21 protein-coding genes are annotated in these 23,359 nt (G+C 61.7%); 14 read left to right on the top strand and 7 right to left on the bottom strand.

What is annotated here, in order from left to right:
- Positions 1-120: 120 nt before the first annotated feature.
- Positions 121-1,689, top strand: coding sequence for a S1 family peptidase (locus tag B5T_RS13445; protein WP_167321217.1), 1,569 nt, complete (start codon positions 121-123; stop codon positions 1,687-1,689).
- On the opposite strand, the gene B5T_RS13440 is transcribed toward B5T_RS13445, so the two are convergent.
- Both B5T_RS13440 and B5T_RS13435 read right to left on the bottom strand, forming a co-directional pair.
- The gene (locus tag B5T_RS13440; protein WP_014995055.1) at positions 1,662-2,492 is read right to left on the bottom strand and encodes a hypothetical protein; all 831 of its coding nucleotides are present in this window, start codon (positions 2,490-2,492) and stop codon (positions 1,662-1,664) included. The two genes, B5T_RS13445 and B5T_RS13440, sit on opposite strands and share 28 nt — an antisense overlap.
- 11 nt (positions 2,493-2,503) lie before the next feature.
- Positions 2,504-3,625 (bottom strand): aminotransferase class V-fold PLP-dependent enzyme, encoded by a 1,122-nt coding sequence (locus tag B5T_RS13435; RefSeq protein ID WP_014995054.1) that lies wholly within the window; start codon positions 3,623-3,625, stop codon positions 2,504-2,506.
- A 200-nt stretch (positions 3,626-3,825) separates the two neighbouring features.
- On the opposite strand from B5T_RS13435, the gene B5T_RS13430 reads away from it, so the two are divergent.
- The 4 genes from B5T_RS13430 to nirD all read left to right on the top strand — a co-directional run bounded on the left by B5T_RS13430 (position 3,826) and on the right by nirD (position 8,284).
- A complete protein-coding gene (locus B5T_RS13430) occupies positions 3,826-4,458 on the top strand; it encodes a TetR/AcrR family transcriptional regulator (protein ID WP_014995053.1) in 633 nt (210 codons plus the stop codon).
- On the top strand, positions 4,455-5,015 hold the full coding sequence (locus B5T_RS13425) for a DUF1285 domain-containing protein (RefSeq protein WP_014995052.1): 561 nt from the start codon (positions 4,455-4,457) through the stop codon (positions 5,013-5,015). Before B5T_RS13430 ends, B5T_RS13425 begins: the two co-directional genes overlap by 4 nt.
- Before the next feature lie 392 nt (positions 5,016-5,407).
- Positions 5,408-7,939 (top strand): nitrite reductase large subunit NirB, encoded by a 2,532-nt coding sequence (gene nirB / locus B5T_RS13420; protein WP_041717576.1) that lies wholly within the window; start codon positions 5,408-5,410, stop codon positions 7,937-7,939.
- Positions 7,940-7,942: 3 nt separating this feature from the next.
- Positions 7,943-8,284: a nitrite reductase small subunit NirD gene (nirD, locus tag B5T_RS13415; RefSeq protein ID WP_014995050.1), complete on the top strand. Its 342-nt coding sequence runs from the start codon at positions 7,943-7,945 to the stop codon at positions 8,282-8,284.
- Here the strand turns inward: nirD and B5T_RS13410 are convergent, their stop codons facing one another.
- Positions 8,285-9,121, bottom strand: a complete 837-nt coding sequence (locus B5T_RS13410) for an ion transporter (protein ID WP_014995049.1) — start codon at positions 9,119-9,121, stop codon at positions 8,285-8,287. It abuts the gene before it with no gap.
- 211 nt (positions 9,122-9,332) lie between these two features.
- Between B5T_RS13410 and B5T_RS22335 the strand changes: the two genes are divergently transcribed.
- On the top strand, positions 9,333-10,328 hold the full coding sequence (locus B5T_RS22335; RefSeq protein ID WP_081586878.1) for a redoxin domain-containing protein: 996 nt from the start codon (positions 9,333-9,335) through the stop codon (positions 10,326-10,328).
- A gap of 122 nt (positions 10,329-10,450) precedes the next feature.
- Here the strand turns inward: B5T_RS22335 and B5T_RS13400 are convergent, their stop codons facing one another.
- Both B5T_RS13400 and cobB read right to left on the bottom strand, forming a co-directional pair.
- Complete coding sequence (locus B5T_RS13400; RefSeq protein WP_014995047.1) at positions 10,451-11,527, bottom strand: 3-deoxy-7-phosphoheptulonate synthase; 1,077 nt, start codon at positions 11,525-11,527, stop codon at positions 10,451-10,453.
- A gap of 281 nt (positions 11,528-11,808) precedes the next feature.
- Entirely contained in the window at positions 11,809-12,519 is a 711-nt protein-coding gene (cobB, locus tag B5T_RS13395) for a Sir2 family NAD+-dependent deacetylase (protein ID WP_014995046.1), read from the bottom strand.
- A gap of 21 nt (positions 12,520-12,540) precedes the next feature.
- On the opposite strand from cobB, the gene B5T_RS13390 reads away from it, so the two are divergent.
- Together B5T_RS13390 and B5T_RS13385 are read left to right on the top strand one after the other, a co-directional pair.
- Positions 12,541-12,912, top strand: coding sequence for a hypothetical protein (locus B5T_RS13390; protein ID WP_014995045.1), 372 nt, complete (start codon positions 12,541-12,543; stop codon positions 12,910-12,912).
- 12 nt (positions 12,913-12,924) lie between these two features.
- The gene (locus B5T_RS13385) at positions 12,925-14,463 is read left to right on the top strand and encodes a bifunctional GNAT family N-acetyltransferase/carbon-nitrogen hydrolase family protein (protein ID WP_014995044.1); all 1,539 of its coding nucleotides are present in this window, start codon (positions 12,925-12,927) and stop codon (positions 14,461-14,463) included.
- A 30-nt stretch (positions 14,464-14,493) separates the two neighbouring features.
- Here B5T_RS13385 and B5T_RS13380 read toward each other — a convergent pair whose 3' ends face one another.
- The gene (locus tag B5T_RS13380) at positions 14,494-15,360 is read right to left on the bottom strand and encodes a LysR family transcriptional regulator (protein WP_014995043.1); all 867 of its coding nucleotides are present in this window, start codon (positions 15,358-15,360) and stop codon (positions 14,494-14,496) included.
- Between the two features lie 151 nt (positions 15,361-15,511).
- Here B5T_RS13380 and B5T_RS23405 point away from each other — a divergent pair, with 151 nt between their 5' ends.
- Positions 15,512-15,685 carry a hypothetical protein gene (locus B5T_RS23405; protein ID WP_167321216.1) on the top strand — a complete coding sequence of 58 codons (174 nt, stop codon included), beginning with the start codon at positions 15,512-15,514 and terminating at the stop codon, positions 15,683-15,685.
- Positions 15,686-15,995: 310 nt separating this feature from the next.
- Here B5T_RS23405 and B5T_RS13375 read toward each other — a convergent pair whose 3' ends face one another.
- Positions 15,996-17,651 (bottom strand): electron transfer flavoprotein-ubiquinone oxidoreductase, encoded by a 1,656-nt coding sequence (locus tag B5T_RS13375; RefSeq protein ID WP_041717028.1) that lies wholly within the window; start codon positions 17,649-17,651, stop codon positions 15,996-15,998.
- 573 nt (positions 17,652-18,224) lie between these two features.
- Here B5T_RS13375 and B5T_RS13370 point away from each other — a divergent pair.
- The 5 genes from B5T_RS13370 (at position 18,225) to B5T_RS13350 (ending at position 23,349) form a co-directional block, all read left to right on the top strand.
- Positions 18,225-18,974 (top strand): electron transfer flavoprotein subunit beta/FixA family protein, encoded by a 750-nt coding sequence (locus B5T_RS13370; protein WP_014995041.1) that lies wholly within the window; start codon positions 18,225-18,227, stop codon positions 18,972-18,974.
- Positions 18,974-19,903, top strand: coding sequence for an electron transfer flavoprotein subunit alpha/FixB family protein (locus B5T_RS13365; protein WP_014995040.1), 930 nt, complete (start codon positions 18,974-18,976; stop codon positions 19,901-19,903). Before B5T_RS13370 ends, B5T_RS13365 begins: the two co-directional genes overlap by 1 nt.
- 265 nt (positions 19,904-20,168) lie before the next feature.
- Positions 20,169-21,608 (top strand): circularly permuted type 2 ATP-grasp protein, encoded by a 1,440-nt coding sequence (locus B5T_RS13360; RefSeq protein ID WP_014995039.1) that lies wholly within the window; start codon positions 20,169-20,171, stop codon positions 21,606-21,608.
- Positions 21,602-22,555, top strand: a complete 954-nt coding sequence (locus tag B5T_RS13355) for an alpha-E domain-containing protein (protein ID WP_014995038.1) — start codon at positions 21,602-21,604, stop codon at positions 22,553-22,555. Before B5T_RS13360 ends, B5T_RS13355 begins: the two co-directional genes overlap by 7 nt.
- A complete protein-coding gene (locus tag B5T_RS13350; RefSeq protein ID WP_014995037.1) occupies positions 22,552-23,349 on the top strand; it encodes a transglutaminase family protein in 798 nt (265 codons plus the stop codon). Before B5T_RS13355 ends, B5T_RS13350 begins: the two co-directional genes overlap by 4 nt.
- Positions 23,350-23,359: the final 10 nt, after the last annotated feature.

Below are 23,359 nucleotides of genomic sequence, written 5' to 3'. Positions count from 1 at the left end.
GATTAATGTCCTGTCTCTTTGCGAAATTGCCTTGGTGGGTGTGGTGTGAATTTGCGTATCTTTGCTGCTTTCTCCTGTGTGCTGCTTTGCCTGATGCCCTTGGGGGGCCGGGCACAGAGCATGTCGCCACAGATTATCGGGGGGGAACCGATAGCAACGGCGCCGTCCTGGATGGCGGAACTGGAGGTGAGCCGTTCCGGTGATCCGGAACAGGGCTCGTTTCTGTGTGGCTCGGTCCTGGTGGCGCCCCGTTGGGTGCTGACGGCGGCACACTGCGTGCGTGGCCAGAGTGGTAGTCAATTGAAGCCGGAGCAGCTGTTCGTGGCTCTGGGCAGCGCGGACCGTGACGGGGAGCCGGCGGAGCGCTGGCCGGTGCGGGCGGTGCATGTTCATCCGCACTTCGTCTACGGTGTTTTCTACAACGATCTGGCGTTGCTGCAAATACGGGGAGAATCGGCCCTGGCCGCGCTGGACCTGGCCAAGAACCGGGAAATGCAGGCGTTGATCGACGGCGCCGCCGAGCGGGCCCTGACCGCCTACGGTTGGGGTACCACTGAGAGCGGAAGTGCTCCCCGGATGCTTCATCAGGTGGCGCTGGATTACATCACCCCGGAGCGCTGCGCGCGTCACTGGTCCAACCTTACCGATCAGCAGCTGTGCGCCGGTGAACTGCAAAGACAAGGTGAGCCGGGGCGCGATACCTGCCGGGGAGACAGCGGCGGGCCTCTGGTCTATCGCTATGACGGCCGCTCCTGGCTGGCCGGCATCACCAGCTATGGCCCGCCCCAGTGCGCCACACCGGAGGTGCCGGGCGTCTACACCCGGGTCAGTGATTACCTGGCGTGGCTGGAGAGCACCTCCGGCGATGACCTGGTGGATCTGCACAGCCGTCCGCTGGGAGGGCGCCGCTACTACAGCCCCCCGGGCGAGACTCTGACGCTGTCTTTGAGGCTGGAGAATCAGAGCCGGGTCAATGCGGCGCACCGAGTGGGCGCCCGTATCGATCATGACCAGGGGGTGCGGATCAGTGCCGATGAGCTGGCCTGCAGTGACCATGACGGTTACAGCCTGTGCCGGGGTGATGCTTCGCTGGCGCGCGGGGCCAGCAGCGGCGATTACCGCTTGCGGGTGCAATCCAGCACGGGTGCGACGGTGCAGTCCCGGTTGTGGATCTGGCCGGACAGCGCCGCCCACGATTATTACCGGCTGGAACGGGATGCGGTGACCGCCATTTTCAGCGATCAGCCGGATCTGCTGATGGCCGGAACCCAGCGACTCAACGGCGACACCGTCACCCTGGAAGCCCGGTTGATCAATCGCGCCACCCATTTCCCCGCCCAGGATGCCTGGCTGTCGTTCCGGATTCCGCAAGGCTGGTCCTGGAAGAGCCTGCCCGAGGGGTGCAGTGGTGGCGCTGTGGTTCGGTGTCAATTGGGGGACCTGGCGGAAGGGGCGCAGGCCAGTCGGTTACTGGTGATCGAAGGAGAGGGCGAGGGCCGGGTCTATTTGGATGGTGGCTCTTCCAGCGGCGATTTCCCGGCCGGCGATACCCAATTGTCGTTCCTGCCATCCCAGGCGCGGGCGGAGACGCCTCGTGCCGAAGCTGGCGGCAGCGGTGGTGGTGGCGCCCTGGGACTGGGGTGGTGGCTAATACTGTTGATTTACGGGTTATCCACCAGACTCAAATGAGAGGCGCGCTGTTCCGAGGCCATGGCGCTGGCGTTCCCTTTCCACGGAATAGCCTGAAATCCGGCGGGGACCTGATCCAGCAGATAAGGGGCCTTGATCACGTCGAAATAGGGCGAGTGATCGAAGTCGGCGGCGTGGAACAGGCGCGGCTGCAGCCGCAGCAATCGTGAGCCGTCGTCTTCCGGCCGTTTCACCAGCGGATAAACCGGGAATTGAATGAAAGCGAAGGCTTCGCCCACCAGACTGCCGCTGAGGGTACGCAGCAGCTCGGTGGCCAGGCGATTGGCGAGGCGCCGGCGCCAGCCATTTGGCATTGCGCGCCAGGGAAACAGCCAGAGCAGCATCAGCGTGCTCCAGGAGGTGGTACTGCCGGTGCCGACCCGGCTGATGGCGTAGCGCAGCGCGTCCTGACGCTCGTCCGTGGACAGATTCTGTGCCCGGCAGACGCGCAGATGCAGGCCGCTGAGCGTGCTCAATTCCCGCACCCGTAACCCTCTCTCCAGGCTGGCATCCAGCACCAGTTGGGTGTCCGGTTCGCAAGGCACGTAATCGGCCAGCAGGGCGCGCAGGGACGGGTCGGCGACGTCATGCAGGCGGCCGATATAAAACAGGGCACGGGAGAATCGGCTGCCGGTGAGCCGCCGCAGCCGCCGGTCCAGGGCGCTGTCGCTGTCCACCAGCAACACGTCGCAGGGCTGCAGCAGGACACGCTGATGGTCCAGGCTGCTTTGCGGCCAATCCTTGCTGCCGTCCTGACGTTGCAGGCGCTCGCACAACCATTGATAGAGTCGTTGGGTTCGCATGGGGCGCTATCCTACAACAGCGCCACGGCACGGTCGATGACTGACTGGTCAGTATGGAAGTGGGGCGAGAAGCGCACGCCGCCGCCGCGCTGGGCGCAGACCACGCCGCCCTGACGCAGACGTTCGAAGGTGGATTGCGGTGCCTCGCCGGGCAGCCGGAAGGTGACGATACCGGCGCGGCGGCGTGGCGCTTCCGGGGTCAGCAGTTCCGCGCCGCGCGCCTTGAGGGCGCCGATCAGGCCGGTCACGGTATCGCTCAGGCGCTGTTCCACCGAGGCCATGCCCACCTCTTCCAGTAATGACAGCGAGGCGTTGAGCGCATGGGCGCACAACAGATTGGGACTGCCGCACTCGAAGCGCCGGGCGTCGTCCGCCGGTCGCCAATCCTGGCGATCAAAGTCGCTGCTGTCGGCCACCATGTGCCAGCCGAACTGGCGCAGGCGCAGCCGGTCGCGGGCTTCCGGCCGGGCGTAAAACAGCGCCAGGCCCTCCGGCCCCAGCATCCATTTGTGGCCATCGGCAACGACGAAATCCGCATTGATGCTTTCGGCGTCGAAGACGTGAGCCCCCAGACTCTGGATCGCGTCCACGCAGAACAGCACGCCCCGTTCCCGGCACGCGGCGCCGATCGGCGCCAGATCCAGGCGAATACCACTGGCGTATTGCACCGATGACAGCGACACCAGGCGTACACGGGGGCCAAGCGCATCGATGACGCGCTGCTCGGCGTTGTCCCCGTCCACTGACACCTGGATCACTTCCACACCCTGTTCGGCCAGGGCCTGCCAGGGAATGCGGTTGGAGGGGAACTCCTGGTCGCTGATCAGCACCTGATCGCCGTCCCGCCAGGACAGCCCCTGGGCGATGACGGACAGCCCTTCGGAGGTGTTCTTGAGCAAGGCGATGTCCTCGTGTGGCACACCGCCGATCAGCGCCGCGAGGCGGCCGCGCAGGGTCTGCTCGGTGTCGAGCCAGCGCGGATAGTCCCGCGCGCCCACGGTGATGTTCTGCTCGGCGAAACGCACCACCGCGTCCCGGGTGCGTTTCGGCCAGGGTGCCACGGCGGCGTGATTGAGATAGAGCACGTCGTTTTCAAGAGGGAATTCCGCGGACAGATCCAGAGCGCTGGCCATGTGATGATCGACTCCATTGTCATTGCCGGGCGGGCGGGTATCATCCTGCCCGAAAGGGGCATCGATAATTCGCCGGAACAGATGGCTCACAGCATGACCGATTGCCGTGGCAGGTCAACCTGGCCCGTGATGCACGGTGCCCGGGGGTGGGATAAACTGTGGTGAATCGCGGGATTCACCGGTCTTGGGAGTAAGGATGAATGGCTGATCTGGAAAAAGCGACGCGTAAGGCACAGGAGTTCCGGCAACGAGAGCAACAAATCCTCGATACCGCTCTGGAATTGTTCCTGGAGCAGGGAGAGGATCGTGTCACCGTGGAAATGATCGCCGACCGGGTGGGGATTGGCAAAGGCACCATCTATAAGCACTTCGAAACCAAGAACGAGATCTATCTGCTGCTGATGCTGCGTTACGAAGAGGATCTGGCGGCGGTGTTCAACAGTATTTCCGAGGACGACGACAAGGAAAAACTGACCCGCGAGTATTTTCGTTTCCGCATCAACGATCCGGCCCGCTACCAGCTGTTCGACCGGCTGGAGAACAAGGTGATCAAGGACCACGCGGTGCCGGAACTGGTGGAGAAACTGCACAACATCCGCGAAGCCAATTTCGAACGCCTCAAGAGCATCGTCAAGGCGCGCATCAGCGAGGGGTCTCTGGAAGACGTGCCGCCGATTTATCACATTTGCGCGGCCTGGGCGCTGGCCCACGGCGCCGTGGCGCTGGTGCAGTCGCCGTTCTATATGGGACTGATTGACGAAAAGGAGGATTTCCTCGACTTCCTGATCGAGATCGGTATTCGCATGGGCAATAAAGGACAACGCCGAAAATGACTTCCGCCGATTCCCTGTTGGCCTTGCTGGAAAAGGCCGAACGGGACGAGCAGGGGCTGCCGCCGGTGCATCAGTGGCACCCGGAACATCAGGGCGAAAGCCGTATGCGCATTGCCCGTGACGGCACCTGGTACTACCAGGAATCGCCGATTGAGCGGGAACGCATGGTGCGGTTGTTCTCCACCATTCTGTTGCGTGAAGGCGGCGACTACTTCCTGATTACGCCGGTGGAAAAGTTGCGTATCGAGGTGGACGACGCGCCTTTTGTCGCCACCGACGTACAGCAGGTGAAGGACGGCGGCGTCGACAAGCTGGTGTTCACCACCAATGTGGGGGCTCACGTGGTAGCCGGCGAACGGCATCCATTACGGATAGAGCACGATCCGGACAGCGGTGAGCCGTCCCCTTATCTGCACGTGCGCGATAATCTGGAAGCGCTGATTTCCCGCAACATGTTTTATCAACTGGTGGAATGGGCCGGCCATGAAGAGCGGGACGGCGTGACCCACTTATATATCGACAGCGACGGCACCCGTTTCCCCCTCGGTTCCTTCTGATACACAACCAGACCGGACTACGAAGCCGCTGTGGGCGCTTGCCTTGCAAGCGAATCTTTTGCGCCGGAAGCCGAATTCGCTTGCAGGGCAAGCGCCTACAGCGGCCTGGTAGCGACCTCCGATTTCATGTCTCCCAGGCCAGCAAGCAGACTTTGGGGCTGGCGTTTCAGCGGGCCGCCCCACAACCGGGCCCGTTTTTGTCCCAAGATGGCGCACCATAATCTGCCTCGAAATGGGGCGCCGTTGCCCGCTGCTAAAGCGAGCGTCCCTTCCCCTGATCGTTCTACAGAGTCTTAAACCCCTTTAAATCAAGGGGTTATGCACATGGCATGGGCTTTGCTTTCTCCCTGTTCAACAGTTGGCAAGCTGAAACGGTGAAAGGGGACATTCCCATGACGAAACAAAAGGTGTTGCTGGTAGGCCACGGTATGGTGGGGCAGCGCTTTCTGGAAGCGCTGGCGGACCGTGGTGGTCTTGATCACTACGACGTGACGATCCTGTGCGCGGAGAGCCGGCCGGCCTATGACCGGGTTGGCTTGACCCGTTATTTTACCGAGCGCGATGCCGATGCCCTGTCGCTGGTGCCGGATGGCTTCATGGCACAACCGGGGCTGACCCTGAAGCTGTCCACCCGGGTGCGCGAGATCGATCGGGACGCCAGGGTAGTGATCACCGAGGCGGGAGAGCGGCTGGATTACGACAAGCTGGTGCTGGCCACCGGGTCCTACCCGTTCGTGCCGCCCATTGACGGCAACGACCGCCCAAACTGCTTTGTTTACCGCACCCTTGATGACCTGGACGAGATTATCGCCGCCGCGGATCAGGCCCGTATCGGCACCGTGGTGGGCGGCGGCCTGCTCGGCCTGGAAGCGGCCAAGGCGCTGCACGACCTGGGGCTGGAAACCCACGTGGTGGAATTCGCGCCGCGTCTGATGGCGGTTCAGGTGGACGATCTCGGCGGCGGTTTGTTGAAGGACAAAATCGAAACCCTGGGCGTGACGGTCCACACCAGCACCGGCACCCGGGCCATCGTCGACGGAGAACAACACCGCCATCGCATGGACTTCGGCGAGGACCACCACCTGGAAACCGACATCATCGTGTTTTCCGCCGGCATTCGTCCGGAGGACAGCCTGGCCCGTGCCAGCGGGCTGGAGCTCGGTGAACGGGGCGGGGTGGTAATTGATGATTACTGTCTCACCTCCGACCCGGACATTTTCGCCATTGGCGAGGTGGCGTTATGGCAGGGCCGGATCTTCGGTCTGGTGGCGCCGGGCTATCAAATGGCGGAGACCGCCGCCGCGCGCTTGTGCGCGGATTCCGAGCCCAGCTTCCAGGGTGCCGATATGAGCACCAAGCTGAAACTGATGGGCGTGGACGTGGCCTCGGTGGGGGATGCCCATGGCCAGACGCCGGGCGCCCGCAGCGCGGTGTTCTTCGACCAGAGCACCGGCGTGTACAAGAAAGTGGTGGTCAGCGAGTGTGGCAAGAAACTGTTGGGCGCGGTGCTGGTGGGCGATGCCAACGATTATGGCAACCTGCTGCAACTGTGCCTGAACCAGATTGACCTGCCCGGAGAGGCCGCTGCTCTGATCGCGCCGGCCGCCGGCGATGCGCCCATGCTCGGCGCCGACGCCTTGCCGGACAGCGCCCAGATTTGTTCCTGCAACAATGTTTCCAAGGGCGCGCTGTGCGCCGCCATCGATGATGGCGCCACCACCGTCGGTGACCTGAAAGCCTGCACCAAGGCCTCCGCCACCTGCGGCGGCTGCGCGGCCCTGGTCAAACAGGTGCTGGACAGCGAGCTGGCCAAGCGCGGCGTGGAGGTGAATAACCACGTGTGCGAACACTTCCCGTATTCCCGCCAGGAGATCTACCACCTGGTGCGGGTGGGGGAAATCAAAACCTTCGACGAGCTGTTGGAAAAGCACGGCAGCGGCGACGGCTGTGATATCTGCAAACCGCTGGTCGCTTCGGTGCTGGCGTCCTGCTGGAACGACTATGTGCTGAGCAAGCCCCACGCCGGTTTGCAGGACACCAACGATTATTTTCTCGGCAACATGCAACGTGACGGCACTTACTCCATCGTGCCCCGTGTACCCGGTGGTGAAATTACGCCGGACAAGCTCATCGTGCTGGGCGAAGTGGCGAAGAAATACGATCTGTACACCAAGATCACCGGTGGGCAGCGGGTGGATCTGTTCGGCGCCCGCGTCGAGCAGTTGCCGGAAATCTGGAAGATCCTGGTGGACGCCGGCTTCGAGACCGGCCACGCCTACGGCAAATCCCTGCGCACGGTGAAGTCCTGCGTCGGCTCCACGTGGTGCCGATACGGCGTCAAGGATTCGGTGGGCACCGCCATTCAGGTGGAGGAGCGCTACAAGGGGCTGCGCAGTCCGCACAAGATCAAGATGGCGGTGAGCGGCTGCACCCGTGAATGCGCCGAAGCGCAAAGCAAGGATGTGGGCGTGATCGCCACCGACAAGGGCTGGAACCTTTACGTCTGCGGTAATGGCGGCATGCGTCCCCGTCACGCGGATCTGCTCGCCTCCGATTTGTCCGACGAACAACTGATCAGGACCATCGACCGCTTCCTGATGTTCTACATCCGCACCGCCGACCGCCTGCAGCGCACCAGCGTCTGGCTGGAGAACCTGGAAGGTGGGCTGGATTACCTCAAACAGGTGGTGCTGGAGGATTCACTGGGCATTGGTGATGAGCTGGAAGCACAGATGCTGCAAGTGATCGACACCTACCAATGCGAGTGGAAGACCACCGTGGAAGATCCCGAGGCGGTGAAACGTTTCAAACACTTCGTTAACGACGATGTCGCCGACGACAATCTGCACTACGTCCGTGAGCGCGGTCAGCGTCGTCCGGCCTACGAACATGAACGTATCGATCTGGTGCAACAGGAGGGTTAAGGCATGAACAGTTCCGTTACCCTGGAATGGAAAGCGGTCTGCAAAGTGGACGAGATTCTGCCCGGTACCGGTGTCGGGGTGCGTCTGCCCGAGGGGCAGGCGGCGCTGTTTCGCACCCGTGACGGTCAACTCCATGCGCTGGATAACATGGACCCGTTCAGCCGCGCCAATGTGATCAGCCGTGGCCTGCTGGGCTCCCTGGGCGGCACCAGGGTGGTGGCATCACCGCTGTACAAGCAGCACTTCTGTCTGGAAACCGGGAAGTGCCTGGAGGACGAGACGGTATCCCTGACCGTGTATCCGGTCCGGCAGCGCGGCGAACTGGTGGAAGTCGCCGTCGGCTGATCAGGGCGTGTCGTCGCCGGGCTTGGGCAAACCGGTACCGCATTGCTTGCAGAAGCGGGCGTCCGGATCGTGGTCATGACGGTGGCAGTTGGGGCATTCCCGTTCATAGCGGCGGGCAATGTGCGCGGCGGAGATTTCCGCGGTGACGATGCCGGTGGGCACGGCGATGATGGCGTAGCCGGTGATCATCGCCATGGACGCCACGGCCTGGCCGAGGGGCGTCTGCGGTGAGATATCACCGTAGCCCACCGTGGTCACGGTGACGATGGCCCAATAGATGCTGCGCGGAATACTGGTGAAGCCGTTGCTTGGCCCTTCGACCACGTAGATCAGACTGCCGAAGATGATGATCACCACCAGCACCGAGAACATGAAAATGCCGATCTTGCGGCGTGTGCGGGCCAGCGCCAGGCCAAGCTGGTTGGCTTCGCTCATCAGCGCCGCCAGTTTCATGATGCGGAAGATTCTCAGCACTCGCAGAGCGCGAATGGTAAGCAGATAGTTGGCGCCGGGCACCAACAGGCTGATGTAGGTGGGGACCACGGAAAGCAGATCGACCACGCCGAAGAAACTGCGCGCGTAGCGTAGCGGCCGATCACTTACCCAAAGGCGAATCAGGTACTCGCCAGTGAACAGCAAAGTGAAGAACCATTCCACGCCATACAACCAGTCGCCATAATGCTGATGGATGCTCTGCACGCTGTCCAGCATGACGGCGGCAACGCTGCTGAGAATGGCGATGATCAGCAAGACGTCAAAACGTTGGCCCGCCGGGGTATCCGTACCGAAGATAATGTGGCGCCAACGCTCACGCCGGGATGGGGACTGGGACGACATCCTGTTGATTGCTCCGTTGCTGCCCGTGCCGGACCGGACTGGATGAGGCGATCCGGTCATTCTGATTGGCCAGGTTGCATTCTCTCTTGTTAAACCTTTCGTGACCACCTAACTTATCCCTTGTAACGCATTCTGGAACCTTGGGGAAAACGTTTCAGGGTAGATATGCGATCACCTCCGATGGCGGCGGCCAGGCCCCGCGATCCGCATAATGATAGTCAACAATAGCCAGGGGGCGACAATGATCGGTATGGCATTGGCGCGGCGAGGGCGACGCAAGGGGACGGTGTCGCGGGCTGTGGTGGTGCCCACGGACGGGGTTGGAAATGGGGATGGCAAGCGGCACGTGATGAGACGGATCCGGGCTTTCCTGATTGCCGTGCATCCAGTGGTGGCTGCGGTGATCTGCTGCCATGCTTTCTGGATGGCGGTTTCCCAGCGTCACTGGATTTGGCTTGGCCCTTTGCTGGTCAATGCACCGACCTTGTCGCTGGCGGTGTGGCTGGTGCGGCGCGGCCGTTCCGGCTGTGGTTCGCAACTGCCGGTGGTGTTGCTGTGCGCCTGGCTCGGCAGTGCCTGGACCTTGCTCGGCACCCTGTCGCTGGATGATCCCCAGCCTCTGGCCTGGATTTACACGGCAATTGGCCTGGTCGGACTGGCGGCCTGCCTGCTTTGGTATTTCCCTCAATACCGGGAACGCAACGACGGGCCCCGCCCCGGTCAGCGGTTGCCGGTGCTGACGTTTCAGGATTTGCGCGGCAATGCCGTATCCTCCACCGCATTGCGGGGCGCCCCGGCGGTACTGTTATTTCATCGCAGCGACTGGTGCCCCAAAAGCGTGGAGCTGTTGCGTCTGCTGGCGCGGCATCGTGGTGCCCTGGGGCGCCGCGGTGCCCGTATCGTTCTGATTAGCGCCGACAGCGATGCCCGCTCCTGCCGCATGGCGGACCGGCTCGGTGTACCGCTTGAACGTTGGATCGATCCGGATCTTGCCGCTGCCCGGCAACTGCAATTGCTGGATCCCGGCGGCACCCCTTTGGGGCTGGAACTGCTGGGGCATCAATCCGATACCGTGGACCCCACGGTGATCATCATCGACAGCCTGGGTGATATCCGCTACGTGGACAAGGCCGGGAATTCCCGTTACCGGTCCGAGCCGGTGACCTTTCTCAGGGTGCTGGACAGCGCGGTGCCCGCATCGCGGTAGGACGCCCTCGGCCGATGGCTACGAAGCCGCTGTAGGAGCTTGCCCGCAAGCGAATTCTTTAGACATGGTGCAATTCGCTTGCAGCGGCCCGCCGCCCGGCCAAAGCTCCTACAGTTATGGCTTCAGCGGTCGCGCCGCGGCAGTACGTCACGGACCTTGTTGGCCAGGGCGCGCACGGCGTCCTCGGTGGTCTGCCAGCCGATGCAGCCGTCGGTGACGGAAACGCCGTATTGCAGATCATCCAGGTTCTCGGGGATTTTCTGATTCCCTTCGTTGAGGTGGGACTCGACCATCAGACCGACGATGGAGGTGTTGCCCTCGAGAATCTGGTTGCCGATGTTTTCCATCACCAGCGGCTGCAGGCTCGGATCCTTGTTGGAGTTGGCGTGGGAGCAGTCCACCATGATGTTGGTGGAAACGCCGGCCTTGTGCAGGGCGCCTTCGGCCAGGGCCACGGACACCGAATCGTAATTGGGCTTGCCGCCGCCACCACGCAGCACCACATGGGCGTAGGGGTTGCCACGGGTGGTGGTCAGCGCCACGCGGCCGTCCGGGTCGATGCCCAGGAAGCGGTGCGGGTACTGCACGCTGAGCATGGCGTTCACCGCCACATCCAGGCTGCCGTCGGTGCCGTTCTTAAAGCCCACCGGGCTGGACAGACCGGAGGACATTTCCCGGTGGGTCTGGGACTCGGTGGTGCGGGCGCCAATGGCGGACCAGGCGATCAAATCCTGCAGATACTGCGGCGTGGTCGGGTCCAGTGCCTCGGTGGCCGCCGGCAGGCCCAGTTCGGCCACGTCCAGCAGCAGACGACGGGCAATGTGCAGCCCTTCCTCCACCTTGAAGGAGTCGTTCATGTGCGGGTCGTTGATCAGACCCTTCCAGCCCACGGTGGTGCGGGGCTTCTCGAAATAGACCCGCAATACCAGGAACAGGGCATCGTCGACTTCCTCGGCCAGGGCTTTGAGGCGACTGGCGTATTCCAAAGCCGCTTTCGGATCATGGATGGAGCAGGGCCCGATGACCACGAACAGCCGCGGGTCCTTGCGGTCGAGAATGTCACGAATCACCTGCCGGCCGCCGACCACCGCGTCCCGGGCGGCGTCGCTCAGAGGCAACTTTTCCTTGAGCGCCCGTGGCGTGATCAACACCTGCTGGGACTCGATATTGAGATCGTCTACCTGTCGTATCTGGCTCATGATGCTGGATTAGCCTGTGTTTTCAGTCTCTGCGGATTCGGCAGTCTAGCCGAATCCGGAGCGGTTGATAATAGTTGACAGTGGACAGTTGACAATTGACAGCGAAGATCCAAAAAGCTCAATCTTTAGCCGCTGTGGGAAGCTTGCTTGCAAGCGAATGCTGTTAAACGCCTGAAGGGCCCCATTCGCTTGCAAGCAAGCTTCCCACAGTAGCTAAGGAGCTCCTGTTGTTTTCGTCTTTCGCTGTCAACTGTCCACTATCAACCGTCAACTCGCCTTTCTTACCCGTATTCCTTAATCAACCCCTCCACATACTCCGGCACCTGTTGCGTGGCGGGGCCGTGGTGGTGTTCGTGGAAGGTGCTGAGCTGCTCCGAGGGTTCCAGGTTCAGCTCCACCGTGTGGGCGCCGCTGGCGCGGGCCTCGGCGACGAAGCTGGCGGCGGGGTAGACGTTGCCGCTGGTGCCGATGCTGATGAACCGCTCACAGCCGGCCAGCGCCGCGTAGATCCGGTCCATCTCCAGGGGCATCTCACCGAACCACACCACGTGGGGCCGCAGACAGCCGGGCACCCCGCACAGCGGGCAGGCCAGCCCGGTGCTCAGCTCGTCGTCCACGGTCACCAGGCCATCGGTGGTGCGGCAGCGGGCTTTGCACAGCTCCCCGTGCATATGGATCAGGTTGCGACTGCCGGCGCGTTCGTGCAGGTTGTCCACGTTCTGGGTGACCAGCAGCACCTGATCGGGCAGGGCGGCTTCCAGCCGGGCCAGGGCCTGATGCGCGGGATTGGGGGCAATGGCCGGACCGTGCAGTTGCCGGCGCCGCTGATTGTAGAACTGATGCACTTTCACCGGGTCGCGCTGGAACGCTTCCGGCGTCGCCACCTCCTCGATACGGTGTTCCTCCCATAGGCCGCCGTTGTCGCGAAAGGTGCGGATACCGGACTCCGCGGAGATTCCGGCACCGGTAAGTATTACAATCTTTTCCTGCATGACCCTGACCCATGGAGAATTATGGATACCATTATTGCACAGCAGGAGATTGTGTCCCTGCCGCAGCGCGGCCGGGTCAATCTGCTGCATTTTCACCAGGGCATGGTGCTGCTGGTGGGGGCGGACGCCGTCGGCCTGTACCGTGATCGCGCCTCCGTGGACGACCCGCTGGCCAATGGGCTGATCGGCTACGAGACCATTCCCGATGGGCTGCGGCCGGCTTACCGTGAAGGCGACGGCTATGTGGCGGAACAGATTTCCGGTTACGTGGCCCTGTACTCCGGCGCGGTGCTGTTCATTCGTCCGGACGGCGTGGCCCTGTACCCTGATGGCCAGAATGCCCTGCGTGACCAGCATCGTTGCTGGCTGATTCCTTTTCCCCCTCTCAGTTGAGCGGAGATCGTCATGGCGGAAGAAAGCACCCGTTTGCGGCTGCGGCAGTTGACCGCGGAAGATTACCCGGCGCTGGCCCGGTTGATGAATCAGGTCTACCACGACATTGGTGGCGCCTGGTCGGAAGACACCATCAAGGCCCTGATCCGCGTGTTCCCGGAAGGGCAACTGGTGATCGATGACAATGATGAATTGGTGGCGGCGGCCCTGACCATCAAGGTGGACTACGACCGCTTTTCCAATCCGCACCGCTATGAGGACCTGATCACCGACGACAAGATCCGCTCCCACAGCCGCAAAGGGGATGCGCTGTACGGTCTGGATGTGTTTGTCGATCCGGAATATCGCGGCTACCGGCTCGGCCGTCGTCTTTACGAAGCGCGCAAGGAATTGTGCCGTGACGAAAACCTGCGGGCGATTCTCGCCGGGGGACGGTTACCCGGCTATAACGATCAGGCCGACAAGATGTCGGTGACCGAGTACATCTCCCAGGTGGAAAGCCGGGCCATCTATGACCCGATCCTGACTTTCCAGCTGTCCAACGGTTTCGACGTCAAACGGCTGTTGACCAAGTACCTGCCCGAGGACGAAAGCTCCCGTGGCTACGCCACGTTGCTGGAATGGGACAACATCCTCTATCAGCCGGACGAGGACGGGGAATGGCCGCGACGTTCCACCGTGCGTATCGGTGTGGTGCAGCGCCGTATGCGCGCCGCCCGCTCGGTGGAGGATCTGCTCGGCCAGGTCGAGTTCTTCGTCGACTCGTTGTCCGATTACCGCGCCGATTTCGCCGTCCTGCCGGAATTTTTCAGCGCGCCGCTGATGGGACTGAAACCGGAACTCAACTCGGTGGAGGCGGTGCGTTATCTGGCCAGCTTTACCGATGAAGTCCGCGATGCCATGGCGGACATGGCGGTCAGTTACAACATCAACATCATCGGCGGTTCCATGCCGGTGGAAGAGAATGGCCGCATGTACAATGTGGCCTATCTGATGCGCCGCGACGGTTCCGTGGAAGAGCAGCGCAAAATCCACATTACCCCCCATGAACGCAAGGATTGGGCGATCCAGGGTGGCAATGAACTGCGTATTTTCGACACCGATGCCGGCCGTATCGGCATTCTGATCTGCTATGACGTGGAGTTCCCGGAGCTGGGCCGGTTGCTGGCGGAGCAGGGCATGGAAATTCTGTTCGTGCCGTTCTGGACCGACACCAAGAATGGTTATCTGCGGATACGCCACTGCGCTCAGGCGCGGGCCATCGAGAACGAATGCTACGTGGCCATTTCCGGCAGCATCGGCAATCTGCCCCGGGTGGATAACGTGGACATTCAGTACGCCCAGTCCGCGGTATTCTCCCCCAGCGATTTCTACTTTCCCCACGACGGCATCATCAGTGAGTCCGTGCCGAATACGGAAATGCTGTTGTTCGCCGATGTGGATCTGGAAAAGCTCAAGCTGCTGCACAGTGAAGGCTCGGTGACCAACCTGCGCGACCGCCGTGGAGATCTGTACGATCTGACCTGGAAAGGACTCAGAGCGCTGGACTGAGTGCTGCTGGACTCGAGGTCGGATGTCCGATTAACGATAATCCCGGAACGCCGCTTTCACCTGCTCCGCCAGGGCGTCATGGGCGGGGCCGGCGGCGCCACGCACCAGCGCGATCTGGTAGTGGCCCAGCTCTGGCAACCCGGCTTCATTGTCCAACCGTCGTAACGGCGGCTTCACCAGACTGTGTGGGAACGGTGCCACGGCCAGATCCGCCAGCATGGCGGCCTCCTGGCCGGCGCAATGTTCGCTGCTGTAGGCGATCCGGTAATCAATGCCGGCGTGATCCAGCGCCGCCAAGGCCACACGGCGCCAGGCACACCCCTGATTGGCCAGAGACAACGGCAAGGGCTGGCGCTGCACCGCCAAACCGCCATCGCGACCGGCCCACACCAGCGGCTCGCTGTGCACCACTTCCCCCAGAGTCGGCTCCAGGCCATCGTTCCCCACGGTCACCAACGTCATATCCAGATCGCCGTCATTGAGTCGCTGTACCAGATCCACACTGCGCCCGGCCAACACATCCACCTGCACCGCCGGGTGGGTACGGGCGAAACGCGCCAGCACCCGTGGCAGAATGCGGGTGCCGACATCGTCCGGCGAGCCCAGCCGTACCTGGCCGGTCAGCGCCGGCTTAAGAAAATGTCCGACGGTTTCCTCATTGAGTTTCAGCAGCCGGCGGGCGTAACCGAGCAGCGCCTCGCCCTGGGGCGTGAGCCTCACTTGCCGCGCCTCACGGATGAACAACGGCTGATCCAGCATTTCTTCCAGTCGCTTGATCTGCATGCTCAGGGCGGAGGGGGTGCGATGCACGGTCGCCGCCGCGCGGCTGAAACCGCCACTTTCGGCGATGGCGACGAAACTCCGGATTACATCGATATCGAGCAACGGCAGGTCCATTAGGGGGGGAACTCCGGGATGGATTGGTCACTTTTAATCTTTCAGTTTTATTGAAAGAAAGATGAAGGGTAATTCGTTTGATTGATCGGTGGCAACTCCTCAGTCTGGCGTTGGCCATTCATTGACTGAGCACTCACCAAAGGAGACCGCCATGACCTTCCCTGATCCCGTGGAGCACCCCGCCACCGGACGCGACGACGACGGCCCGGTTCCCGAACCCCGGCTGGCCATGCCGGCAATGCCGCCGTTGCGGCTGATTGCCCGGGTCGAGCGGCTCTGGCGCCGCTGGCGCCAAGGGGTTGAGCGCAGAGCCGGACGGGCATAGGCTGACGAAACCGCCGTCTCACAAGGGAATATCTCCCGGGAGGCACACCATTCTCCCTGCGCGGTGACCTGTTTTCCGACAAGTCCCAGACTGATATCTATTTCGGAGTACGCCGGCTGCTGGCCGGAAGCCCAGTGGGTGCTGCCGGATGCCTACTTCAATGACAAGACCGGCGCCATCACGATCTGGACGAAGTGCCCGGCGACACTCCCCCGCTAGAAAGAAAAATCGTAAGTCCGCTCTTTTAATCCTATGCATCCCAACAAAAAAGGCGCCGTAGAGGCGCCCTTCTTGTCGTTACCAACGACCGTTACATATTGGGATAGTTCGGGCCGCCGGTGCCTTCCGGAGCCACCCAGTTGATGTTCTGGGTCGGGTCCTTGATGTCGCAGGTCTTGCAGTGCACACAGTTCTGCGCGTTGATCTGGAAGCGCTTCTCGCCCGAGTTCTCGTCCTCCACCACTTCGTACACGCCGGCCGGGCAATAGCGTTGCGCCGGTTCGTTGTACTTGGGCAGGTTGTACTCGATCGGGATGCTGGGATCCTTCAACTGCAGGTGGCAGGGCTGATCCTCTTCATGGTTGGTGTTGGAGAGGAACACCGAGTCCAGTTTATTGAAGGTGATCTTGCCGTCCGGTTTCGGGTAGTCGATCTTCTTGCACTGATCCGCCGGTTTCAGGGTGTCGTGATCCGGGGTGGTATCGCGCATGGTGATCGGCAGCTTGCCGTTGAGCAGGTTGATATCCACGAAGGCGAAGGCGGAACCGATCAGATTGCCGAACTTGTGCTGGGCCGGTCCGAAGTTGCGCTGCTGGTGCAGCTCTTCGTGAATCCAGCTGTTCGCGAAGGCGTCCTTGTAAGCCACCAGTTCATCATGGCTCTGACCGTTCTTGATCGCTTCGGCCAGCAGTTCGGCGGCGATCATGCCGGACTTCATGGCGGTGTGGGAGCCCTTGATCTTGGCGAAGTTCAGGGTGCCGGCATCACAGCCCACCAGCAGACCGCCGGGGAAGGTCATCTTCGGCAGGGATTGCAGGCCGCCCTTGGCGATGGCGCGGGCGCCATAGCTGAGACGTTTGCCGCCTTCCAGGAATTTCTTGATTTCCGGATGGGTCTTCCAACGCTGCATCTCATCGAACGGAGAGACGTGCGGGTTGGAGTAGGCCAGATCGGTGATCAGACCCAGGGTGACCTGATTGTTCTCGAGGTGATAGAGGAAACCACCGCCCGGAGATCCGGACTCGGTCAGCGGCCAGCCGGCGGTGTGTATCACCAGGCCCTTACGGTGCTTGGACGGATCAATTTCCCACAGCTCCTTGATGCCGATGCCGTAGTGCTGGGGATCCGTGCCTTCACGCAGATTGAATTTTTCCATCAACTGCTTGCCGAGATGGCCGCGGCAGCCTTCGGAGAAAACGGTGTACTTGGCGTGCAGCTCCATGCCCGGCATGTAGCCGTCTTTTTTCTCGCCGTTGTGGTCGATGCCGAAATCGCCGGTGGCGATGCCTTTTACCGAACCATCTTCGTTATAGAGGATTTCGCTGGCGGCGAACCCCGGGAAGATCTCGATGCCCAGGCCCTCGGCCTGTTCCGCCAGCCAACGGCAGACGTTGCCCAGGGAAACAACGTAGTTGCCCTCGTTGTGCATGGTCTTCGGCACGAACAGGTTGGGCACTTTGGAGCCTTTCTCGGCACCGGTGAGATAGAAGATTTCATCATCGGTGACGGCAGCGTTCAGGGGGGCGCCCAGTTCCTTCCAATTGGGGAACAGTTCATTCAGGGCACGAGGTTCCAGTACCGCACCGGAAAGAATATGTGCGCCGACTTCGGAACCTTTTTCCACTACGACCACACTGAGTTCCTGTCCGCTTTCCTGGGCGATCTGACCCAGGCGGCAGGCGGTTGCGAGACCGGACGGACCGGCGCCGACGATGACAACGTCGACTTCCATAGATTCGCGTTCCACAGCCTGTCTCCTAACTATCGGTTGCGTTACAGCCCTTCTGCTGGGGCCGGTCGGGAACCCCCGAGCCCCGCACCACCTTGTTCGGTGCCGGGTTCGGCGCACATTGTTCCGGGCCCTGGTATGGCCGGCCAGTCGCTGCGGGCCTTATGGGCCGGCAGGACATAGAGCGCTGTTCAGAGGTTCGGGCGCCTGCATCCGCCAATGCGAAAAAAAGGGCGGTACAGGCCTTAGGGTGCGCGGAGTATATAAGCATCGGCTATATTCCACCACTTTCGGAATGGTTTTCCACACCAATTCAAACGAGCGTTTGGATTATCGTCGGATCAGCGGAAATGGGCAAGGGCAGGGGAGACGGAGCAACCCGGTCGTTATTGCCGGGATGACCGCAAGGTCATGAAAAATGGACGAAAATTGATGTCTATTTGCAACAAAATCATCCGGTTACGATTTTCCGGCCTATTGACCTCGTTCCGGCCAGAGTTCAAGATAGCCGCTCTCTCGCGGGGGTGGACCCGGTAACGGCGTCGTCTCGCCTCCTTCTACAAGTCATCAGTGGAACATTCCGAGGATCCTATGAAGGTTCTTGTACCCATCAAGCGAGTCGTTGACTACAACGTTAAGGTTCGCGTGAAGGCAGACAACTCCGGTGTTGATCTCGCCAATGTGAAAATGGCCATGAACCCCTTCTGTGAAATCGCTGTGGAAGAAGCGGTACGGCTGAAGGAAAAAGGCGTGGTTACCGAGATCGTTGCCGTGTCCATCGGTCCCAAGGCCGCCCAGGAACAACTGCGTACCGCCATGGCGCTGGGCGCGGACCGTTCGATTCTGGTGGAAACCGACGAGGAAGTTCAGCCTCTGGGTATCGCCAAGGCCCTCAAAGCCATCGTTGATGAAGAAAAGCCGGAGTTGGTCATCCTCGGCAAACAGGCCATCGACGGTGACAACAACCAGACCGGTCAGATGCTGGCGGCTCTGGCCGGCATGCCGCAAGGCACCTTCGCTTCCGAAGTGAACGTGGCCGACGGCAAGGTGAAAGTGACCCGTGAAATCGACGGCGGTCTGCAAACCGTTGAGCTGAGCCTGCCGGCGGTGGTGACCACCGATCTGCGCCTCAACGAGCCGCGCTACGCTTCCCTGCCGAACATCATGAAAGCCAAGAAGAAGCCGCTGGACGTGAAAGCCCCGGCTGATCTGGGCGTTGACCTGACTCCGCGCGTCACCACCGAGAAGGTGGAAATGCCGCCGGAACGCAGTGCCGGTGTCAAGGTGGGCTCCGTTGATGAGCTGGTGGATAAACTGAAAAACGAAGCGAAGGTGATCTGATGAGTGTTTTAGTCTACGCCGAACACGATAACGCTACGCTCAATAAGGTTACCCTGAGCGTGGTTGCCGCCGCCAAGGAGCTCGGTGGCGACGTCACCGTCCTGGTTGCCGGTAAAGGTTGTGGCGCCGTGGCTGAAGCGGCCGCCAAGGTTGATGGCGTAAGCAAAGTGCTGTGCGCTGACAACGACGCCTACGAGCACCAGCTGGCGGAAAACATCGCCGACCTGGTGGTTGAGCTGGCCGGCGACTACAGCCACATCCTGGCCGCCGCCACCACCACCGGCAAGAACTTCGCGCCGCGCGTGGCCGCTCTGCTGGACGCTCCGCAGATCTCCGAAATCTCCGACGTGGTCGACGGCGACACCTTCAAGCGTCCGATCTACGCCGGTAACGCCATCGCCACCGTGAAATGCGCCGACGCCAAGAAAGTGCTCACCGTGCGTGGCACCTCCTTCGACGGCGTTGCCGAGGAAGGCGGTTCCGCCAGCGTTGAGAACGTTGACGTGGTCAAGGACGCCGGTATCTCCTCCTTCGTGGGTGAGGAACTGGCCAAGTCCGACCGTCCGGAACTGACCAGTGCCGACATCGTGATCTCCGGTGGCCGCGGCATGGGCAACGGCGACAACTTCGAAATCCTCTACAAAGTGGCCGACAAGCTTGGCGCCGCCGTGGGTGCATCCCGCGCCGCCGTTGACGCCGGTTTCGTGCCGAACGACATGCAGGTGGGTCAGACCGGTAAGATCGTTGCCCCGAACCTGTACATCGCCGTCGGTATCTCCGGTGCCATCCAGCACTTGGCGGGCATGAAGGATTCCAAAGTGATCGTGGCCATCAACAAGGACGAAGAAGCCCCCATCTTCCAGGTGGCGGACTACGGTCTGGTGGCGGATCTGTTCGAAGCGGTACCGGAGCTGGACAGCAAGCTCTGAACACTCGCATTCGACGATGTCCTGGAAAGCCCGGCCTAGTGCCGGGCTTTCTGCTTTTGGGGCGGGGGAATCCATTGCCCTGCTGGCGAAGCCTTGTTGTGCCCCGATTTGGTGCCTCAAGGTCGGCCTGCTTCAGCATGGATCGCAGTCTTGCGCCATGCCGGGGCGGATGTCCCTGAATCCTTTGTCTCCGAATTGGCATATCCCTTGCTGAGCCTGTTGGTATCCCCGTCGTTGGGGAAAGGGCCACAGGGAATAACGCGCCATGCAGTCGATTACACCGCCGGCGGTGTCCGGCTTTGATGAGATGTTCGCCAGGGAAGGGGCGGTTCGCCCCCACTATTCCAGTTATCACGGCTGGTTGTTGGGGCAGTCCAATGAGCTCCTGCACCGCAAGCGTCAGGAAGCCGAGCTGTTGTTCCACCGGGTCGGCATCACCTTCAATGTCTACGGTGAGGAGAGTGGCGCGGAGCGGCTGATTCCTTTTGATGTGGTTCCCCGCATTATTCCTGAACAGGAATGGCACCACCTGGAGCAGGGCACGGCCCAGCGGGTGAGGGCATTGAACCAATTCCTCGATGACATTTACCACGGCCAGGAGATTATCCGCGCCGGCCGCATTCCCGCCGATCAGATCTATGGCAACGCCCATTACCAGCCCTGCATGCAGGACGTGGATCTGCCCAATCAGGTGTACAGCCACGTCAGCGGCGTGGACCTGATCCGTGACGGTGAGGGAACCTGGTACGTCCTGGAGGACAATCTGCGTACCCCGTCCGGGGTCAGCTATATGATCGAAAACCGGCGGGTGATGATGCGGTTGTTCCCGGAGTTGTTCGCCGGGCAATCGGTGGCGCCGGTGGAGCACTATCCATCGCTGTTGCTGGATACCTTGCAGCATAGTAGTGCCGTGGCCTATCCCACGGTGGTGCTGCTGACGCCCGGGCGTTTCAACAGCGCCTACTTCGAGCACGCCTTCCTGGCGCAGCAGATGGGGATCGAATTGGTGGAGGGGGCGGATCTGTTCGTCAAGGATGGCTTCGTCTACATGCGCACCACCGCCGGGCCGCAACGGGTGGACGTGATCTATCGCCGCATTGATGACGATTTCCTCGACCCGCTGGCGTTCAACCCGGAATCCATGCTGGGGGTGCCCGGCCTGCTGTCGGTGTACCGGCAGGGTAACGTGGTGCTGGCCAACGCCATTGGCTCCGGGGTCGGCGATGACAAGTCCATTTATCCTTATGTGCCGGAGATGATCCGCTTCTATCTGGGTGAGGAGCCGATTCTGGAAAACGTCCCGACCCGGCTATGCCGCCGTCCGGAGGACCTCCAGTACGTATTGGAGCACCTGCCGGAACTGGTGGTTAAGGAGGTCCACGGCGCCGGCGGTTACGGCATGCTGGTGGGACCGGCGGCCAGCCGCGAGGAGATCGAGGGTTTCCGTCAGCGTCTGCGGGCACGGCCCGACAATTACATCGCCCAGCCGACCCTGTCGCTGTCCACCTGCCCGATCTTCGTCGAGCAGGGCATCGCGCCCCGGCATATCGACTTGCGCCCATTCGTGCTCAGTGACGGCCGTACTACCCGCATGGTGCCCGGCGGTCTCACGCGGGTGGCGATGAATGCCGGTTCGCTGGTGGTGAACTCGTCCCAAGGGGGCGGCACCAAGGACACCTGGGTGGTGGGGGCGCCGTCATGTTGAGTCGCACCGCGTCCGACCTGTACTGGCTGTCCCGTCTGGTTGAGCGGGCCGAGAACACCGCGCGCATGCTCGACGTGGCCTGGAATCTGTCGATGATGCCGTTCGTCGCCAATCCCCGCGATGAGATGATGGCGCCGTTGATGATCTCGGGCACGCATGAGCTGTATATGAGCCGGTACGATGACGTCCAGGTGCGCGAGGTACTGCATTTCTTCACCCTGGATCAGGACAACCCCGGCAGCATTTTCAACTGCCTGCGTCTGGCGCGGGAGAACGGCCACGCGGTGCGCGGCAAGATCACCGCCGAGATGTGGGAAAGCATCAACAGTACCTGGCTGGAGTTGAAGGAGATTCACCGTGGTGGCCTGGATCAATACGGTGCCAGCGCTTTTTTTGATTGGGTGAAAAAACGTTCCCACCTGTTCCGTGGCGCCACTTACGGCACCATCATGCGCAATGACGCCTTCCGTTTTCTGCGCATTGGTACCTTTATCGAGCGGGCCGATAACACGGCCCGTATCCTCGATGTGAAATACCAGATCGGCACTCTCTACGGGAGTCTCTACGGCGTTCCTTCCGGCGGTGACGCCATGGACTTCTATCGCTGGCACGCCTTGCTGCATTCGGTGGGGGCGTATGAATCCTATCGCGAGCTTTACAGCGAGGCTATTAGCGCCGACCGGGTAGCGGAACTGCTGGTTCTCGGCGCCGAGGTGCCACGCTCGCTACGCTCGTGCATGCAAATGCTGTGCGAGTTGCTGCCGGCGATCGAGGGGCGCGCCGGGCAGACCGCCAAGCGCTTGGCGGCGGTGCAGTTCGCGCGGCTGCAGTACGGTGATCTGGAACATGTGCTGGACACCGGCTTGCACGATTACCTGACGGACTTTCTGCGTCGTATCAATGAGCTGGCGGATACCATCCGCGAGGAATATCTGGAGGTCGTATGAAACTGTCGATTCGACACAGCACCGAATACCGCTATTCCGAGCAAGTGCTGCACAGCACGCAGTATTTGCGGCTGACGCCGCGTCCGTCGGCGCGGCAGCGCATTCTGCACTGGCATCTGGACATGCCGGAGCCGGCCAGCGAGGCCTCCGACGGCTTTGGTAATATCCTGCACGTGCTGACCCTGGACCAACCCCACGAGGCCATACACCTCACCGCCACCGGCGAAGTGGAAATCGATGGTGAGGACCGTGAGGATGACGACACCCGGATCTCCCCTCTGGTTTACTGCCGCTATTCTCCGTTTACCCGCCCTGACTCGTTGCTCCATGAACTGGCCCGGAGTCATCAGCGTACCGCCGGGACCTTGACCAATCTTGAGGGGCTGAGCGAAACCATCCTGTCGCGAATGCCGTTTACGCCCGGCATCACCGATGTATCCAGCACCGCCGCCGAGGCTTATCGGTTAAGGAAAGGGGTGTGCCAGGATCATACCCATGTGTTTTTGTCCTGCTGCCGGGCCTTGGGGATTCCCGCCCGTTACGTCAGCGGCTATCTTTACAGCGATGATTCCGAGCACGTCGCCAGCCATGCCTGGGCCGAAGTCTGGTTCGATGAGCGCTGGCACACGTTTGACGTGACCAACCAGACCCGCCGTCCGAGACGCCATCTGAAACTGGCGGTGGGCTTCGACTATCTGGATGCCTGCCCGGTACGCGGCGTCCGTTACGGCGGTGGCGTGGAATCCCTGCGCGCGGCGGCCCTGGTGCGGCAGACCGGCACCGGGGACCAGTGACCGCACGGAG

The sequence above is a fragment of the Alloalcanivorax dieselolei B5 genome (assembly GCF_000300005.1).
GTDB classification, from domain to species: domain Bacteria; phylum Pseudomonadota; class Gammaproteobacteria; order Pseudomonadales; family Alcanivoracaceae; genus Alloalcanivorax; species Alloalcanivorax dieselolei.
Note: the sequence above shows the minus strand (reverse complement) of the source record. Positions and strands in the feature narration are given on the sequence as shown.

Excerpts from the sequence above, each read along its gene's own strand:
- B5T_RS13445 (WP_167321217.1), top strand. The coding sequence starts at position 121 with ATGTCGCCACAGATTATCGGGGGGGAACCGATAGCAACGGCGCCGTCC.
- B5T_RS13440 (WP_014995055.1), bottom strand. The coding sequence starts at position 2,492 with ATGCGAACCCAACGACTCTATCAATGGTTGTGCGAGCGCCTGCAACGT.
- B5T_RS13435 (WP_014995054.1), bottom strand. The coding sequence starts at position 3,625 with ATGGCCAGCGCTCTGGATCTGTCCGCGGAATTCCCTCTTGAAAACGAC.
- B5T_RS13430 (WP_014995053.1), top strand. The coding sequence starts at position 3,826 with ATGGCTGATCTGGAAAAAGCGACGCGTAAGGCACAGGAGTTCCGGCAA.
- B5T_RS13425 (WP_014995052.1), top strand. The coding sequence starts at position 4,455 with ATGACTTCCGCCGATTCCCTGTTGGCCTTGCTGGAAAAGGCCGAACGG.
- nirB (WP_041717576.1), top strand. The coding sequence starts at position 5,408 with ATGACGAAACAAAAGGTGTTGCTGGTAGGCCACGGTATGGTGGGGCAG.
- nirD (WP_014995050.1), top strand. The coding sequence starts at position 7,943 with ATGAACAGTTCCGTTACCCTGGAATGGAAAGCGGTCTGCAAAGTGGAC.
- B5T_RS13410 (WP_014995049.1), bottom strand. The coding sequence starts at position 9,121 with ATGTCGTCCCAGTCCCCATCCCGGCGTGAGCGTTGGCGCCACATTATC.
- B5T_RS22335 (WP_081586878.1), top strand. The coding sequence starts at position 9,333 with ATGATAGTCAACAATAGCCAGGGGGCGACAATGATCGGTATGGCATTG.
- B5T_RS13400 (WP_014995047.1), bottom strand. The coding sequence starts at position 11,527 with ATGAGCCAGATACGACAGGTAGACGATCTCAATATCGAGTCCCAGCAG.
- cobB (WP_014995046.1), bottom strand. The coding sequence starts at position 12,519 with ATGCAGGAAAAGATTGTAATACTTACCGGTGCCGGAATCTCCGCGGAG.
- B5T_RS13390 (WP_014995045.1), top strand. The coding sequence starts at position 12,541 with ATGGATACCATTATTGCACAGCAGGAGATTGTGTCCCTGCCGCAGCGC.
- B5T_RS13385 (WP_014995044.1), top strand. The coding sequence starts at position 12,925 with ATGGCGGAAGAAAGCACCCGTTTGCGGCTGCGGCAGTTGACCGCGGAA.
- B5T_RS13380 (WP_014995043.1), bottom strand. The coding sequence starts at position 15,360 with ATGGACCTGCCGTTGCTCGATATCGATGTAATCCGGAGTTTCGTCGCC.
- B5T_RS23405 (WP_167321216.1), top strand. The coding sequence starts at position 15,512 with ATGACCTTCCCTGATCCCGTGGAGCACCCCGCCACCGGACGCGACGAC.
- B5T_RS13370 (WP_014995041.1), top strand. The coding sequence starts at position 18,225 with ATGAAGGTTCTTGTACCCATCAAGCGAGTCGTTGACTACAACGTTAAG.
- B5T_RS13365 (WP_014995040.1), top strand. The coding sequence starts at position 18,974 with ATGAGTGTTTTAGTCTACGCCGAACACGATAACGCTACGCTCAATAAG.
- B5T_RS13360 (WP_014995039.1), top strand. The coding sequence starts at position 20,169 with ATGCAGTCGATTACACCGCCGGCGGTGTCCGGCTTTGATGAGATGTTC.
- B5T_RS13355 (WP_014995038.1), top strand. The coding sequence starts at position 21,602 with ATGTTGAGTCGCACCGCGTCCGACCTGTACTGGCTGTCCCGTCTGGTT.
- B5T_RS13350 (WP_014995037.1), top strand. The coding sequence starts at position 22,552 with ATGAAACTGTCGATTCGACACAGCACCGAATACCGCTATTCCGAGCAA.